11 protein-coding genes, 1 tRNA gene and 2 pseudogenes are annotated in these 14,673 nt (G+C 66.0%); 6 read left to right on the forward strand and 8 right to left on the reverse strand.

Annotation, left to right across the window (positions count from 1 at the left end):
* Positions 1–70: 70 nt before the first annotated feature.
* From I9P22_RS19045 to I9P22_RS19055, 3 genes are all read right to left on the reverse strand, one after another.
* Entirely contained in the window at positions 71–2,062 is a 1,992-nt protein-coding gene (locus I9P22_RS19045) for an aconitase family protein (protein WP_408635212.1), read from the reverse strand.
* Positions 2,063–2,532: 470 nt separating this feature from the next.
* On the reverse strand, positions 2,533–3,153 hold the full coding sequence (locus I9P22_RS19050; RefSeq protein ID WP_199261160.1) for a TetR/AcrR family transcriptional regulator: 621 nt from the start codon (positions 3,151–3,153) through the stop codon (positions 2,533–2,535).
* The gene (locus tag I9P22_RS19055) at positions 3,138–4,592 is read right to left on the reverse strand and encodes an amidase (protein ID WP_199261161.1); all 1,455 of its coding nucleotides are present in this window, start codon (positions 4,590–4,592) and stop codon (positions 3,138–3,140) included. Before I9P22_RS19055 ends, I9P22_RS19050 begins: the two co-directional genes overlap by 16 nt.
* Before the next feature lie 146 nt (positions 4,593–4,738).
* Here I9P22_RS19055 and I9P22_RS19060 point away from each other — a divergent pair, with 146 nt between their 5' ends.
* Positions 4,739–5,014, forward strand: coding sequence for a hypothetical protein (locus I9P22_RS19060; RefSeq protein WP_199261162.1), 276 nt, complete (start codon positions 4,739–4,741; stop codon positions 5,012–5,014).
* A 361-nt stretch (positions 5,015–5,375) separates the two neighbouring features.
* On the opposite strand, the gene I9P22_RS19065 is transcribed toward I9P22_RS19060, so the two are convergent.
* Entirely contained in the window at positions 5,376–6,566 is a 1,191-nt protein-coding gene (locus tag I9P22_RS19065; protein ID WP_233253479.1) for an MFS transporter, read from the reverse strand.
* A 198-nt stretch (positions 6,567–6,764) separates the two neighbouring features.
* Between I9P22_RS19065 and I9P22_RS19070 the strand changes: the two genes are divergently transcribed.
* Both I9P22_RS19070 and I9P22_RS19075 read left to right on the forward strand, forming a co-directional pair.
* Entirely contained in the window at positions 6,765–7,682 is a 918-nt protein-coding gene (locus I9P22_RS19070) for a DMT family transporter (protein ID WP_199261164.1), read from the forward strand.
* Between the two features lie 166 nt (positions 7,683–7,848).
* Entirely contained in the window at positions 7,849–8,808 is a 960-nt protein-coding gene (locus I9P22_RS19075) for an aldo/keto reductase (protein ID WP_199261165.1), read from the forward strand.
* A 248-nt stretch (positions 8,809–9,056) separates the two neighbouring features.
* Here the strand turns inward: I9P22_RS19075 and I9P22_RS19080 are convergent.
* Positions 9,057–9,813: pseudogene (locus I9P22_RS19080) on the reverse strand (LysR substrate-binding domain-containing protein).
* Between the two features lie 186 nt (positions 9,814–9,999).
* On the opposite strand from I9P22_RS19080, the pseudogene I9P22_RS24985 reads away from it, so the two are divergent.
* The 3 genes and pseudogenes from I9P22_RS24985 to I9P22_RS19095 form a co-directional block, all read left to right on the forward strand.
* Positions 10,000–10,119: pseudogene (locus I9P22_RS24985) on the forward strand (hypothetical protein); the annotation flags it as partial.
* 515 nt (positions 10,120–10,634) lie between these two features.
* Positions 10,635–10,724, forward strand: a tRNA-Ser gene (locus I9P22_RS19090).
* A gap of 398 nt (positions 10,725–11,122) precedes the next feature.
* Positions 11,123–11,959 carry a DUF3883 domain-containing protein gene (locus I9P22_RS19095; RefSeq protein ID WP_199261166.1) on the forward strand — a complete coding sequence of 279 codons (837 nt, stop codon included), beginning with the start codon at positions 11,123–11,125 and terminating at the stop codon, positions 11,957–11,959.
* Positions 11,960–11,962: 3 nt separating this feature from the next.
* On the opposite strand, the gene I9P22_RS19100 is transcribed toward I9P22_RS19095, so the two are convergent.
* Genes I9P22_RS19100 through I9P22_RS19110 form a run of 3 tightly spaced genes read right to left on the reverse strand, consistent with a single transcriptional unit; the run spans position 11,963 to position 14,123 of the window.
* Positions 11,963–12,346, reverse strand: coding sequence for a hypothetical protein (locus tag I9P22_RS19100; RefSeq protein ID WP_199261168.1), 384 nt, complete (start codon positions 12,344–12,346; stop codon positions 11,963–11,965).
* Entirely contained in the window at positions 12,343–13,668 is a 1,326-nt protein-coding gene (locus I9P22_RS19105) for a recombinase family protein (RefSeq protein ID WP_199261170.1), read from the reverse strand. Before I9P22_RS19105 ends, I9P22_RS19100 begins: the two co-directional genes overlap by 4 nt.
* Positions 13,668–14,123 carry a DUF2924 domain-containing protein gene (locus I9P22_RS19110; RefSeq protein ID WP_199261172.1) on the reverse strand — a complete coding sequence of 152 codons (456 nt, stop codon included), beginning with the start codon at positions 14,121–14,123 and terminating at the stop codon, positions 13,668–13,670. The genes I9P22_RS19105 and I9P22_RS19110 overlap by 1 nt, the downstream gene beginning before the upstream one ends.
* Between the last annotated feature and the right edge of the window lie 550 nt (positions 14,124–14,673).

Genomic DNA, 14,673 nt, shown 5'->3' on the forward strand with positions numbered 1-14,673 from the left:
CGCCCCTCGCAGCCGTCAACGCCATGATTTATATGCGAAATATCACGATTACGACAGCGAAATCAGCGACTTACTTGGAGAATGTGGGCTGGATGCGGCTCTTCGCGATCTCCAGCGATTCGATCAGGGTCTCGTCCTGCGAGATGCAGATCGAGGCCTTGGCCTTCATCTCGGCGGTCCAGTCCGTGAAGGTGAAGGCCTGGTCGGCCAGCAGCGTGCCGATATGCACCTCGATCACGCGCCCTTGGAACACGTTGTCGCCGCATTGCTTCAGCATCTGTGCCTGGGTCGCGTGGACCACGTCGCGGAAGTCCATGTGGGGCTGCATGGCGCCCTTGAAGGTCACCTTCACCGATTCCGGGATCGGCATGGTTGCTTCGCCCGTGGCCAGCGCCAGCGCCACGGTGCCGGAATCCGCCCCGAAGGCCACGCCCTTGGACATGCGGGTATGGCTGTCGCCGCCGATGATGATCGCCCAGTCGTCGACGGTGATGTCGTTCAGCACCTTGTGGATCACGTCCGTCATGGCGTGATAGGCGCCCTTGGGGTCGCGCGCGGTGATCAGGCCGAAGTTGTTCATGAAAGCCATGAGCTTGGGGATATTCGCCTGGGCTTTCGCGTCCCAGACCGAGGCCGTATGGCAGCCGGACTGATAGGCGCCGTCCAGGATGGGCGAGATGACGGTCGCCGCCATGGCCTCCAGCTCCTGCGCGGTCATCAGCCCGGTCGTGTCCTGCGAGCCGACGATGTTCACCCTGACCCGCACGTCCGATCCGGCATGCAGCACCTTGCCGGGCGTCACGCCGACGGCATTGCGGTTGAAGATCTTCTCGACCGCCGTCAGGCCCTGGCCCTCGCGCGAGATTTCCTTGTTGGGGGCGAAGACCGGCGTCGGCTCGATGCCCAGGGTTTCGGCCGCGAAGGTCTGCAGTTTCTTGCCGAAGACGATGGCGTAGGAGCCCCCGGCCTTCATGAACTCCACCTTCTGGGGTGTGAAGGCCGAGGCCACGTCGACCAGGGCCTTGGTGCCGGTTTCGTCGTAAAGCTTCTTGTCGCGGGTGTTGATGGTCAGGACCGTGCCCGTCTCGACGGAATACTTCTGCTCGAGGATCGGGTTGCCGTCGTTGTTCAGGATCGGCTTGCCGTCCGCATCCGTTTTCCTGACCCAGTTCTTCAGGTCGATGCCGATGCCGCCGGTCACGCCGACTGTCGTCAGGAAGATCGGCGAGATGCCGTTGGTCCCTGCGACGACCGGGGCAATGTTGACGAAGGGCACATAGGGGCTGGCCTTCTTGCCGGTCCAGAGGGCGACGTTGTTCACGCCGGACATCCGCGACGAACCGACGCCCATCGTGCCCTTTTCCGCGATCAGCATCACGCGCTTGTCGGGGTGCTGCTTCTGCAGCGCCTGGATTTCCTTTTGCGCCTCGGGCGAGATCATGCACTGGCCATGCAGTTCCCGGTCCGAGCGCGAATGCGCCTGGTTGCCGGGGGACAGCAGGTCGGTGGAAATATCGCCTTCCGCGGCGATATAGGTCACGACCTTGATCTCTTCCTCGATGTCGGGAAGCTTGGTGAAGAACTCGGCCTTCGCATAGCTTTCCAGGATGTCCTTCGCGACTGCATTGCCGGCCTTGCAGGCCGCGCCCAGCCGGGCCATATCCGCGTCGTAGAGGAAGACCTGGGTCTTGAGCACCTCTGCCGCCTGCTGCGCGATGGCGGCATCCCCGCCAAGGGCAAGGTCGAGGAGGATCCCGACGGACGGGCCGCCCTTCATGTGCGACAGCAGTTCGAAGGCGAAGGCGGGGGCAATCTCCGGGACGGTGGTCTCGCCGACGATGATCTTCTTCAGGAATGCCGCCTTGACACCCGCGGCGCTCGTGGTGCCGGGCAAGGTGTTGTAGATGAAGAAGTTCAGGGAATCGTCCCGATATTCGCTGCCGGCATCTTCGATCTGCGCGATGAGCTCTTCCACCAGCGCCCCATCCTCGATGGGCTTGGGATGCAGGCCCTGACCCTTGCGCGTTTCGATTTCGGTCAGGTAGTCCGTGTACAAGCTCATGACGATCCCTACGGTTCAGTGCCGGATAAAGCTGGACCCCCGGGCCGTGAGAACTGTTGGCGAGCGGCGGCAAGCTGATTGTATGCTGATGTATACCGAAATGACTCCGGTAGCAAGAGGCGCGCTGCGGCTATGTTGCTTCACGGGCCGGTTCCGGGATGCTGTCCCGCATTCCCGGGATTGGCTTGAAGCGCAGCGCCAGCCCAGCCGGTTTGATGACCTATGGAGGATCTGCGCCATCGCCGCAATCGTCCCGATCCTGGGAAGCGGGAATGCGGTTGGTGGCTCTGATACCTGTCCTAGCCCCTTGGTCCGGGGCCCGCGCGCACGCGCATTCTTGCCGCTGCAAGGGGTGCTGCCTGGCGGCATTTGGCGGGTTTGGGGGACTTTGCCCGCTTGGCTTACCAGTCCCCTGTGCTGTGCCCTGGCCCGTCCGCCTTATTGTCGCACGCCGGATCCGGGTTGACACATCAGGGCTGGCCTGACCTCTGGTGCTCTGCGATCAGCAGGGCCTGCAGCCCGGCCAGCTGGAAGCGCCAGAAATGGCGGATCGCCTCGCGGATGTCCTCGGGCCGTTCGTATTCCCGCAGGATGGCGGAGATCGTGTCCAGCGTGCCCGAAAAGATCCGGCACAGCACGAAGGCCAGCGTCGGATCATCCCCCTGCGAAAAGCGCCGCAGGGCGCGGGACGCCATTTCCTCGATCATCCGTTCTCGCATGGTCTCGTAGCGGGTGCCCTGAGCATTGCTCATCAGGATCGCGACCGGGTGGCGATGCGTGGCCCAGAACGCCAGCAATGCCCCCGCCGCCGTCGACCCGTCGGCGGTCAGCGAGGTCCAGTCCTCGCCCCGCTCAAACCCGGCCAGGCGGGCGCGCAGCAGGTCCATGTGGCGGGCGGCCAGTTCCGGCGGCACGGTCTGGAGGAACAGCGCCTCCTTGTCGGGCGCGTATTTGTAGAGGTTGCTGGCCGTCGTTCCCGCTTGCCGGGCGATATCGGCAAGACGCGCGGCCGCGAAGCCGCGGGCGGCGAATTCCGACCCCGCCGCCTGAAGGATCCGCGCCCGCAGATCCTCCTTCAGGACCTGCGCCATGCCAGCCTCCGCGACAGCGCCTGCAGGCGCGGCAGCCACGGCACCGCCCATTCAAGCTGGAAGGCAAGGCGGAAGAGCAGTGCTTCATCGCCCGCCGGGGCGATGAAATGGCTGCCGAGCGGCAGGCCGGACGGGCCGACATGCAGCGGCACCGACATGGCCGGGCAGCCGGCCAGCGAGGCGGGGGCAGTATATGCCGCGCTGCGCTCGAAATGGGCGCGCAGCACCTCGTTGGCGGTGCCGGGCGCGAATGCGCCAAGCGGAAAGGCGGCAAAGGGGATGGTCGGCGACAGCAGAAGATCGACCCCGTCCAGACAGTCCGTCAGCACTGCGCCGGATGCGGCGATCACCTGCATCGCCTCGCCGATGCGCGGCAGCGCCAAGCTGCGCCCGTGATCGGCAAGCCAGCGCGTATAGGGCTCCAGCAGGTCTGCGGCCGCGTCGTCTTGCAGCCCCGGCGCCAGCATGTCGATCATGCCCGCCGTCGTCACCGCCATCAGGTCGAACATCGCCCGGCCCGCAACCGCACGGTCCAGGCGCGGTCCCGCCACCGGAACGAGTTGGTGGCCGAGCGTCTCGCACAGCGCGACGGTCCGCTCCAGCCCGGCCAGCACCTCCGGCTCGGGCAGTTCGCCGAAACAATCCCGCGCGAACCAGCCGATCCGCAACCCGGCCGGCGGCTCGTTGGCCAGCGCGGCGGGTTCGGGCAGCGGATCGGGCAGCCCCTCCGCCTCGGTCGCGCGCAGCCATGTGGCGCTGTCGCGGACCGTGCGGCTGAGACAGTGGTCGCTGAGAACCCCCGCCAGCGGCGCCTCGGGCGGAATGCCCGCCGACCGCGTCCGCCCGCGCCCCGGCTTGAAGCCGAAGACGCCGCAAAGCGCCGCCGGCCCCCGGATCGAGCCGCCGCCATCCGACCCATGCGCTACCGGCACCATCCCCGAGGCTACCGCCGCCGCCGCACCGCCCGACGATCCGCCGGTCGAGCGCGACAGGTCCCAGGGATTGCGCGTGGCGCCCGTGGCCAGCGGCTCGGTCGTGCCCAGAAGCCCGAATTCCGAGGTCGTGGTCTTGCCCAGCACGACCAGCCCGGCTGCCTCCAGCGCCTCGGTATAGGCCGAGCCCTGCGGTGCGACCTGTCCCGCCATCAGCCGCGAGCCCAGCCCGATGGGCAGGCCGGGCCAAGCCAGCAAATCCTTCAACAGGGTCGGGACGCCATGGAAGGCCCCATCCGCCGCCAGCCCTTCGACGCGCTGCCGGGCGGCATCGGCATCCAGCGAGGCCAGAGCGTTCAGCGCCGGGTTCAGCGCCTCGCAGCGCGTGATCGCGGCCCGCAGCAGGTCCATCGGCGTCGCCGCGCCGGTCCTGACCATCTCGGCCTGGGCCGTGGCGTCCAGGTCGACCAGCGGCAGGGCGGTCGCGTCGGTTTGGTCGGCGTTCATACCCGCCTCCATAAGAGAATTACTGATTCTCTTTTAGCGCGAAACGCCTCCGCTGTCGATCTGTTCGGCGGGTTGGCAGTCGGCCGCAAACTGCCCAGGGCAGCGTGCAGATGGCAGGGCTGTGTCACCACAGGCCCGATTGTGATATGAACGCGGCCCATGCGACCTTTCCGGATGAAAAGGAGGTCACATTGCGCCTGACCATACTTGGCCTCGCGGCAATGGTTGCGGCAGTCGGCTGTCACCGGCCGGCCATCGCGGACGAAAAGCCTTTCCCCGAGGCGACGGAAAGCGACGATGAACTCAAGAAGCTCCGCCGCAACGAGGCCAATGCCGAGGAGGGCTGGCATAGGTGCGAGAGCGTTTCCGACAGGTTCACGCTCGATCACCTGACGGATTTCCAGCGATGCGCCCCATGCTGAAGAGAATTGCGCTCCTCCTCGGCGGCTTGGTCGCGCTTGTGCCCATATGCGGGATTCTCGGCTATGTCATCGGCTACTTCTTTGCATTGCCTGTCTTTTCCGCAGCATCCAAACCCCATACCTATTAGCACGACCGCGACCTCTTCGCCGGCATCTACGGCATCATGTTCATCGGCGGCTTCCTCTATGCCGTCTCGGCCGGGTTTGCGATATTCCGGTTTGTTCGCAGCTTTCGATCAGGCCGATAGAGCCGAAGCGTTCCGCGATGAATGGCCCGGACGGGGATGGTGCAGGTTTCCCCTGGATGGCTTTCCGCATGTTCCAGACAGGTTCGAGGGCATCCCCAATCCCGGCGCGGACATCAGATATGGAACCGCCGCCGCCTGATCGCGATCCACAGCATGGCAACGCCCGAGAGGCCGGCGCCGATCAGGAAGGGCGCCTGCGATCCCGCACTGTGCCAGAACCATCCGGCGGCGGTATTGCCCGCCAGCATCACCACGCCGGTCACCAGGTTGAACGTGCCGAAGGCGCTGCCCCTGATCGCATCGGGCGTGGCGGCAGCGATCATCGCCCCCAGAAGCCCTTGGGAAAATCCCATGTGCAGGCCCCAGAACACGGTTCCCAGGACATAGGCCCAGACCGTCCCGGCAAAGGCCAGCGTCAGATGCGCGACCATCAGGAAGACAAGGCTCCACCACAACAGCCCCGCCGTTCCGATCCGGTCCGAGAGGCGGCCGACCGGCCATGCCGCCAGCCCGTAGACCGCATGCATGACCACCATGGCCAGGGGAACCCAGGTCGGGCCAAACCCGGCCTCCAGCGCCTTCAGCAGCACGAAGGCCTCGCTGAACCGCGCGAGCATGATGATGGCGGCCAGCCCGATCACGGCCCAGACGGCACGGTTCAGCCGGAACGTGTCTGCAAGGCGGAAGCCTGACTGCTTTGCCACGCGGTTCTGTTCGGGCTCATGCACGGCAAGGACCAGCACCAGCATGGCAAGGGCGGCGGGGATCGCCGCGATCCAGAAGACTGCGGCGATGTCGCCGGCGAGCAGGATCATCGCCCCGACCGCGACCAGCGGCCCCAGGAAGCCCCCCACCGTGTCCAGCGACTTGCGCAATCCGAAGCTCGCGCCACGGATCTGCGGCGGGGTGACGGCGGCGATGATGGCGTCGCGTGGCGTGCCGCGGATGCCCTTGCCGACCCGGTCCAATGCCTTGGCCAGCACGATCTGGTCGATGCTGAGCGCCAGCGGGAAGATCAGCCGCGACAGTGCACCCAGCCCATAGCCCAGAACCGCCAGCGGTTTCGCCCGGCGGCTCCAGTCGGCGAACACGCCCGAGAGGAACCTGGTCGCCGTGGCAATGGCGACCGAGAGCCCCTCGATGAAGCCGATGGCGAAGGCCGACGCGCCAAGCCCGCCCGCCAGCCAGATCGGCAGCAGGGTGTTGATCATCTCGGACGACACGTCCATCAGCAGGCTGACGATGCCCAGCATCCAGACCGTTGGCGGGATGGACGGAGCAGGATTCTGCAAAGACTTGGGCATGGCGTTCCGTTCGCTGGTCCGGGCGGACTGATGCATGGTCCGCGGCCATGGCGCAATGTCTGCAAAGTTCCGCGCCGCCGACCGCGGCCACGACGAAGGGCCGGTCCTGCGGCTGGCCGAAGTGGGTGGCGTGCAAGGGCCCGGACTGATAGCAACCCGGGCAAAGGTCTTCTTACCAGTCATTGGACGAGCCCATCCATGGAACGCGTTTCGGCCCCTCCGCAAGAAACCCTGGCCGCGCGCACACGCCATGCCGCCAACCTTGTCGGCGCCTTGTGGATGGTCGCGGCGATGGCGGGATTCACCTTCGAGGATGCCCTGATCAAGGGCGCTTCCTCCACCATCCCGATCGCCCAGATCCTTCTCACCTTCGGAGCTGGCGGCGCGCTGGTCTTCGCCGGGCTGGCCCGATGGGCAGGCGAAAGCCTTTTCACGCCCGAGGTGCTGTCGTTCCCGATGCGCCTGCGGGTGGTGTTCGAGATCGCGGGCAGGCTGTTCTATGTTCTCGCGCTGGCGCTGATACCGCTTTCGGCAGCCACCGTCATCCTTCAGGCGACGCCGGTCGTGGTGGTGGCCGCCGCCGCCGTGGTCTTCGGCGAGCGGGTCGGGTGGCGCCGGTGGAGCGCCATCCTGCTGGGCATGGCGGGCGTGCTGGTGATCATCAGGCCGGGAACGGACAGCTTCTCCATGCTCTCGCTCCTCGCCGTCGCGGGCATGCTGGGATTTGCCGGGCGAGACCTTGCCAGCCGGGCGGCCCCCGCGACGCTGGGGACCAATGTCCTTGGATTCTACGGGTTTCTGGCGGTGGCGATGGCCGGCATGATCGTTTCCTTCTGGTCGGATGCAGCGTTCGTCCTTCCTGAAACGCGGGCCGGCCTGTTTCTGGCCGGCGCGGTGCTGTGCGGGGTCTGCGCCTATGCCTGCCTGATGAAGGCGATGCGCACGGGCGAGGTCTCTGCCGTCACGCCCTTCAGGTATGTGCGGCTGATCTTTGGCGTCGCGCTGGGCGTCCTTCTGTTCGGAGAGCGCCTCACCGCCCCGATGCTTCTCGGTTCGGCCATGATCGTCCTGTCCGGGCTGTTCATCATGTGGCGAAGCGCGTCCAAAGGGGCTTAGATTGCCGGAATCACCGCGTCGAGCATGAACATCGGCTCGGCGAACGGGCACCAACGTGGCGCCCGGATGCCGCGTTGGTGCAGGGGTCGCCGGTAATGGGGGCGCTTTCGCTTGACGGGCGGGGCCGGTCGCGCTTCCCTGCCGCACCGCGGCACAGGAGGCAGGAATGGAACAGAGACGGCTCGGCAACCGCAACGTCGGCGCCATCGGCTTCGGCACGATGAGCTTTGGCGGCATGTTCGGCGCAACGGACGAGGCGACATCGCTGGCCTGCCTCGATGCGGCGATGGATGCCGGCATCAGCCATTTCGACACCGCCAACATCTACGGCATGGGCGTATCGGAACAGATCATCGGCCGCTGGGGGCGTCGCGACCTGCACCTGGCCACGAAATGCGGCATCGTCAACGGGCCGCCGCGTGCGGTGCGCAATGACGAGCCCTATATCCGCCAATGCCTCGAGGAATCGCTGCGCCGGCTGAAACGCGAGCACGTGGATCTTTACTACATCCACCGCCGCCAGCCCGACATCCCTGTCGAGGACGTGGCCGGGACGATGTCGAAGCTGGTGCAAGAGGGAAAGATCGGTGGCTATGGCCTGTCCGAGATCGCGCCCTCGACCTTGCGCCGCGCCCATGCCGAATATCCCGTGACCGCGGTTCAAAGCGAATTCTCCCTCTGGACGCGGCTGCCCCAGCTGGGCCTGATCCAGGCTTGCCGCGAGCTTGGCGTCGCCTTCGTCGCCTTTTCTCCACTGGGCCGGGGGATGTTCGGGTGCGAACCGCTGAAACGGGATTTCCAGGCCGGCATCGATTTTCGCGAAACCAACCCGCGTTTCATCGAACCGAATTTCTCGGCAAACCTCGCCGCCATTGCGCCCTTCCGCGACTTCTGCGCCCAGCGGGGCTGGACGGTCCCTGGCGCGGCGCTGGCATGGGTTCTGGCGCAGGGGGATCACATCGTTCCGATCCCGGCCACCCGCACGGCGGATCACCTTCGCGACTGGCAGGTTCCGGATCTTGCCGCTGCGGATATTGCGGAAATCGAGCGCATCCTGCCTGCGGGGTTTGCCCATGGCGACCGCTATGGCGATCATCAGATGGCTTTCGTGGAGCGCTATTGCTGAGCTCGGCACTGGCCTGCTTTTCGCTGCGCGCGGGCCTAGGCATGTGTTTCGGCCTGCGGGTGAAGCTTGCCGAGCCCGGCTGTGCACCCACGACGCAATTGGCGGTGAATATCGGTCTTCGATCTCCGAGATGATTCCCAAGGCGGTCTGGCTGGCCGCGAACGATGCCTCGGGCCATCTGCATTATCTGGCGAGCCCGGATGCTGGGGTGCTGGCAGGGGTCAGTTGAGCAGGAAGCAGAAGGGCCATCAGCCCCTTTGCGCCGCCATCTCTCGCGCCATCGCAAGGAATGCGGTGAGTCCCGCCGAGGGGTTCCTGCGGCCGGGGTAATACAGGCAGAAGCCGGGGCGCGGCGGGGTCCAGTCCTCCAGCAGGCGGATCAGGCGGCCGGCGGCGATGTCCTCGGCCACGTTCTGCTCGATGAAGAAGCCGATGCCCGCGCCCTCCAGCACGGCAGCGCGGGCGATAACCGCCTCGTCCAGGATCAGCCGGTCGCGGACGTCGATCTGCACCACCTCGCCCTGCCGCTCGAAATACCAGCGGAAAAGCTCTCCGTTCGGCAGCCGCACCCCGGATGCAGTCATGCGCCAGCAGATCGGCCGGCACCTGCGGCCGGGGCCGGCCCGCCAGCCAAGCCGGCGTCGCGACGACCGCATAGCGCTGTGGCTTGCCGAGCGGCAGGACGATCATGTCGCGGGGGACCAAGGCGACGGTGCGGATGCCCAGGTCGAAGCCTTCGGCCACGATGTCGACCAGCCGCTCCTCGGTTACCAGATCGACCTGCATCCGGGGATGTCGGCGCAGGAACTCCAGCACCAGGGGCGAGATGATCTCGCGCCCCGCCACCGCCGAGGCGTTAATGCGCAAACGCCCCGAGGGCGTCTGGCCCTGCGCGCGGACGGTGTCCAGCGCCCCGCGGATCTCGGCCAGCGCCGGCGAGACGCGCTCGACGAACTGCCTGCCGGCATCGCTCAGCGACACGCTGCGGGTGGTCCGGTTGGACAGCCGCCCAGCGTGTGGCCGGGATCGGCGGCGCTCGGGCCGTTATAGGTGCCGACCATGCCGTCGCGGTAGGTTTCCAGTTCCTCGTCGCAATCGGCGCATTACCGGCAGCTGTCCACGATGCAGCCGACGCCAACCAGGTCGCCGGGCTTGTGGCTGCGGACATGCTCGTCGACCACGCGGCCGACGGTGACGATCTCGTGCTCCGCCACGCAGAGCTATGCCGGGGTCTATTCCAGCTTCCTGCGCCATGCCGAAAACGCTGCGGCGCTTTACGGCATCGACGCGCGCGAGACCCTGATCGAGTTGGGCCGCCGCAAGATGATCGACGGGCAGGAGAACATGATCATCGGTGTCCCGCTCGACCTGCCCGGGAAGAGGGACGGCCGGAACGATCCCCGCACCGGAGGGCTGGCTGCGCCGCGGCGCACCCGTCACGCTTCCGGGCTTTGGCATGAGGCGCCCATAGCCTGGCGGCGGAGAACTGGCACCCCCGCCGCCCTGCTGCCCGCCGGTCGGACCATTTCCGTCACCACGCCCCGAACGAGGCGCCGGCCGCCATTCAGGATTGCTGTCTCAACCCCCCGGACATGCCCGGCCCTGCGCCATGACCGGAGAACAGCCCTCAGCCATTCCAGGACCGCCGCCCGCAACGAAGCCGCCGCCGCGCCCTCCCCAAGGGATGCAGGACATCGCAGGCGGCTTCGTATGGCGGCCCATGGATCCCGCCGGATCCGCGAATGCGGAGGATTTTTTGCAGCCGCCGCGCCGCATATGCGATTCACCCTTGTTTTTCCCGCTGGTTGCCTGCTAGACCCCGCGGCGGAGACGTGGCCGAGTGGTCGAAGGCACACCCCTGCTAAGGGTGCAGGCGGGAAACCGTCTCGAGGGTTCGAATCCCTTCGTCTCCGCCACACTCAAATGCTGAATCCGTCCAAGGGCCCCGATTGGGGCCTTTTTTCTTTTTGTTTCAAAGGGTGTTGGCAGGGCCGTCCGCCCTTCGGAGACCGGGCGCTTGACGTAGAAAGGGTCTCCGAATGGCCTGCGTCTCTCTTCGAGCGCCCCTCGACGGCCACAGGACGGCGCAAAACATCCTCGCATTCCCAATGGGTTGCTGGGTTCATGGGGTCGCCCCGTTCGCGAGATAATCCGGTGACGGAGACCGATACCAAGGCGCAGGGCGGTCAGAAGGACGGCTCCGTGGCGGCCGATCCACCGGGCCGGTGCGCTGGTGCATGGGCCGGCGACAGCAGCAAGATCCCTGCCGGAAGTCTCTGATGACAAACAGACTTCGCGCCCATAGCCTGGCGCAATGTCGAACGGGCCCTGGACGGATGAAGAGAATGACCTCATCGTCGCGGATTACTTCGCGATGCTGGCCGATGACATCTCCGGGCGCCGCTACAGCAAGGCTGAACACCGCCGCGCACTCCTCCAGCTGCTGAACGACCGGTCCGAGGGGTCCGTCGAGTTCAAGCACCAGAATATCAGCGCGGTGCTGAAGGGGCTCGGCGAGGACTGGATCCCGGGTTACAAGCCCGCTTTCAACTTCCAGACGACATTGGTGGATGCCGTGGCGCGGTGGCTGGCGCTAAACCCGGCCTGGCTCGGTCGCCAACCTGGCCTGCAACCCGCCGCTGGCCTACGCGAGGCGGCGCCCCTCTGGATCGGGCCGCCGCCGACGCTGTCGAACCAGCCGCCCCCGCAGGAGCTTGACCAGATGCTTCACATCGCCCGCAAGTTCGACGTGGCGGGCCGGGACGAACGCAACCGGGCCCTCGGCCGCGCGGGCGAGGAGCGCGTGCTGGCCCATGAGCGCGCGACCTTGCGGACCGCGGGACGGGGCGATCTGGCGCGCAAGGTGCGCTGGGTGTCGGAGGAGGATGGCGACGGCGCGGGCTACGACATCGCGAGTTTCGGGCCGGACGGCCGGGCACGGCTGATCGAGGTCAAGACGACGAACGGATGGGAGCGCACGCCCTTCCACATCACCCGCAACGAACTGGCCGTGGCCGAGGAGCGTCGGTCGGAATGGCGTCTGTTCCGCCTGTGGAATTTCTCACGCGAGCCAAAGGCGTTCGAACTGCATCCGCCACTGGACGCGCATGTCTCGCTGACCGCGACGACGTTTCAGGCGAGCTTTCACTGAGGCTCAGTCGAACACCCGCTCCGGCTGTTCGTGCCACGGCAGGGCCGCGACGTCGGTCAGGTTCAAAAGGGTCACGGCGGGCACCTCGCGCTTGTAGACCAGTCGCTTGAGGACACCCGGCGCGAGATAAGCGAGCCGCAGCTGGCGGCTGACATGGCGTTCGGCCAGCCCCACGGCTTTTGCCAGATCGGTGACCGTATTGAACTCGCCAGCTTCCATGCACCGCCGCCAGCCCCACGCCCGGCCGATGGCGCGCAGGATATGCGGATCCTGCGTCCGGTCTTCGCTGGGCAGATAGGTGGCGGGCGGCATGATCTTCGGCCGCCCGTTCTGCTTGCGGACCTTGAGCGGTACGAAGATTTGGATGGACTCGTCGGGTTTCATCATTCCGCCGCCACCTTCTTTCGTGGCGCCATCATGTCGCGCATGACGCCCGAGACGCCGTCGGTCCGGACATCGATCACCAGCCCCTCGGACGTCACGGTGACCCGGCGCACCAGCAACTGCACGATCCGCGTCTGCTCCGCAGGGAACAGCTGGCCCCAGACGTCATCGAACGTCTGCAGCGCGGAGATCACGTCGGCCTCGGCGAAGGCGTGACCCTCGCGCGCCAGGTGGGCGATGACCTGCGCCGTGATTGAGGGCGCGCGCATCACCCGCCGCAACTCGGTCACCACGGCCGCTTCCACGAGGTCGGCAGGAAGACGGCGCGGGATGCCCTCATCGCTGGGTTCGCGATTCTTGATGACGTCCATCGAGACGTAATACCGGTATCGCCGCGCGCCCTTCTTCGTGCTGCTCGGGGTCATGGCGGCGCCCGTGGCCGTGAAGATCAGCCCCTTGAGCAAGGCAGGCGCTTGCGCGCGGGTGTTGTTGGCGCGCTTTCGCGGGTTCTGCCGCAAGATGGCATGGACCTGATCCCACAGCTGCTCGTCGATGATGGCCTGATGCTCGCCGGGATAGGCCTTGCCCTTGTGGACCGCGTCCCCGCGATAGACGCGGTTCACCAGCACCCTGTAAAGATATCCCTTGTCGACCAAGGTGCCCTGCTTGTTGCGGGGGCCTTTGCGGCGCAGTTCGCGCGCCAGCATGGTCGCTGAGCCGACCTCGACGAACCTCGCGAAGATGCCCCGCACGGTGGCGGCCTCATCCTCGTTCACCACGAGTTTGCGGTCCTTCACATCGTATCCGAGCGGGACATAGCCGCCCATCCACATGCCCTTCATGCGGGAGGCGCGGACCTTGTCGCGGATGCGCTCGGCCGTGACCTCGCGCTCGAACTGCGCGAAGCTGAGCAGGATGTTCAGCGTTAGCCGCCCCATGGACGTGGTGGTGTTGAAGGACTGCGTGACCGAGACGAAGGTCACGCCGTTGCGGTCGAAGACCTCGACCAGCTTCGAGAAATCCATCAGCGACCGCGACAGGCGGTCGATCTTGTAGACAACCACCACATCAATCAGGCCGTCCTCGATGTCGGCCAGAAGCTGCTTGAGACCGGGCCGTTCGAGGGTCCCGCCCGAGATCCCGCCATCGTCATACTGATCGCGAACCAGCACCCAGCCCTCGGAGCGTTGGCTGGCGATGTAGGCCTCGCAGGCCTCTCGTTGGGCGTGCAGGCTGTTGAACTCCTGCTCCAGCCCCTCCTCAGACGACTTGCGCGTGTAGATAGCGCAGCGCTGGCGGCGGACGGGATTTGGACGCTGATCCATCAATCATTCCCCCGCTTTCGTTCGCGCAACCCGAAGAAGCGGTAGCCATTCCAGCGCGTCCCGGTGATCGCCCGCGCAATCGCGGACAACGATTTGTACGGTCTCCCCTGCCATTCGAATCCGTCCCGCAAGACCGTGATCGTGTGCTCGACCCCGTTCCATTCGCGGATCAGCCTCGTGCCGACCACGGGATTGCGAGGATCGGCGATCTGGCTCTTGCGCGTCAGGGTGCCGCTGACCTCGTCGGCCAGCAGGTCCAGCATGCGCCGGGTTTCGCGATCAGGGCCGCCATACGTCAGCTCCTGGATGCGGTAGGCCAACCGGCTCTCGAGGAACGCTCGGCTGTTGTTCGGCGCCGCCGTGGCAAAGATCGTCTGCCACTCCGCCTTCAACTGGGTAACGGACATGGACTTCAGCGCGGCCAGGCGCGCGGGGATGGGGTCGGGCTTCGTCATTCGTTTCTCCGGTGAGTTGGAGTTGCATGACGGCATTGGTCGTCGAGATAGTGTAGGCAACGTTCTCCAGTTTTGTCAGATACTTCGCGTCCATCCTGCCCGAGCAGCCGAACCAGCCCGAGCCCCAGCAGGCCGCAAAGCTCGGCGCGGCGCTCGGAGGCGGTCATCTGGTCGGGAGGGAGCGGGTTCGGGCGTTTCATGTCTTGGTAGCCGTGTTCGGTGGTGTCGTTACCGATCAAAAGCCACCCAGCCGCCCCCGACGGGACATCTCAGCTGAACGAGATGAGTGAATGCGAACAGGAAGGGAACATCAGGGCTTGCCGATCACGGATTTGTCCATGATCATCGGGAGTTGAATCAAGCGAGAGCAGTTGTTCGATGAGGTGAGTTCATGCCGTGCAAAGCAAGCCCGATCGGTCCCCGTATTTCGGCGCTGATCGAGGACGCGCGCGTGAATCTTGCCCTAGGTTGTGTTGACAAAAAGGATTCCCCTGCGCGTCTGGCTGTGATTCAAGATCATCTCTACGTGGGAGGTGACCTTGGCACGCAA

Source organism: Paracoccus binzhouensis (genome assembly GCF_016446475.1).
In the GTDB taxonomy this organism is placed as follows: domain Bacteria; phylum Pseudomonadota; class Alphaproteobacteria; order Rhodobacterales; family Rhodobacteraceae; genus Paracoccus; species Paracoccus binzhouensis.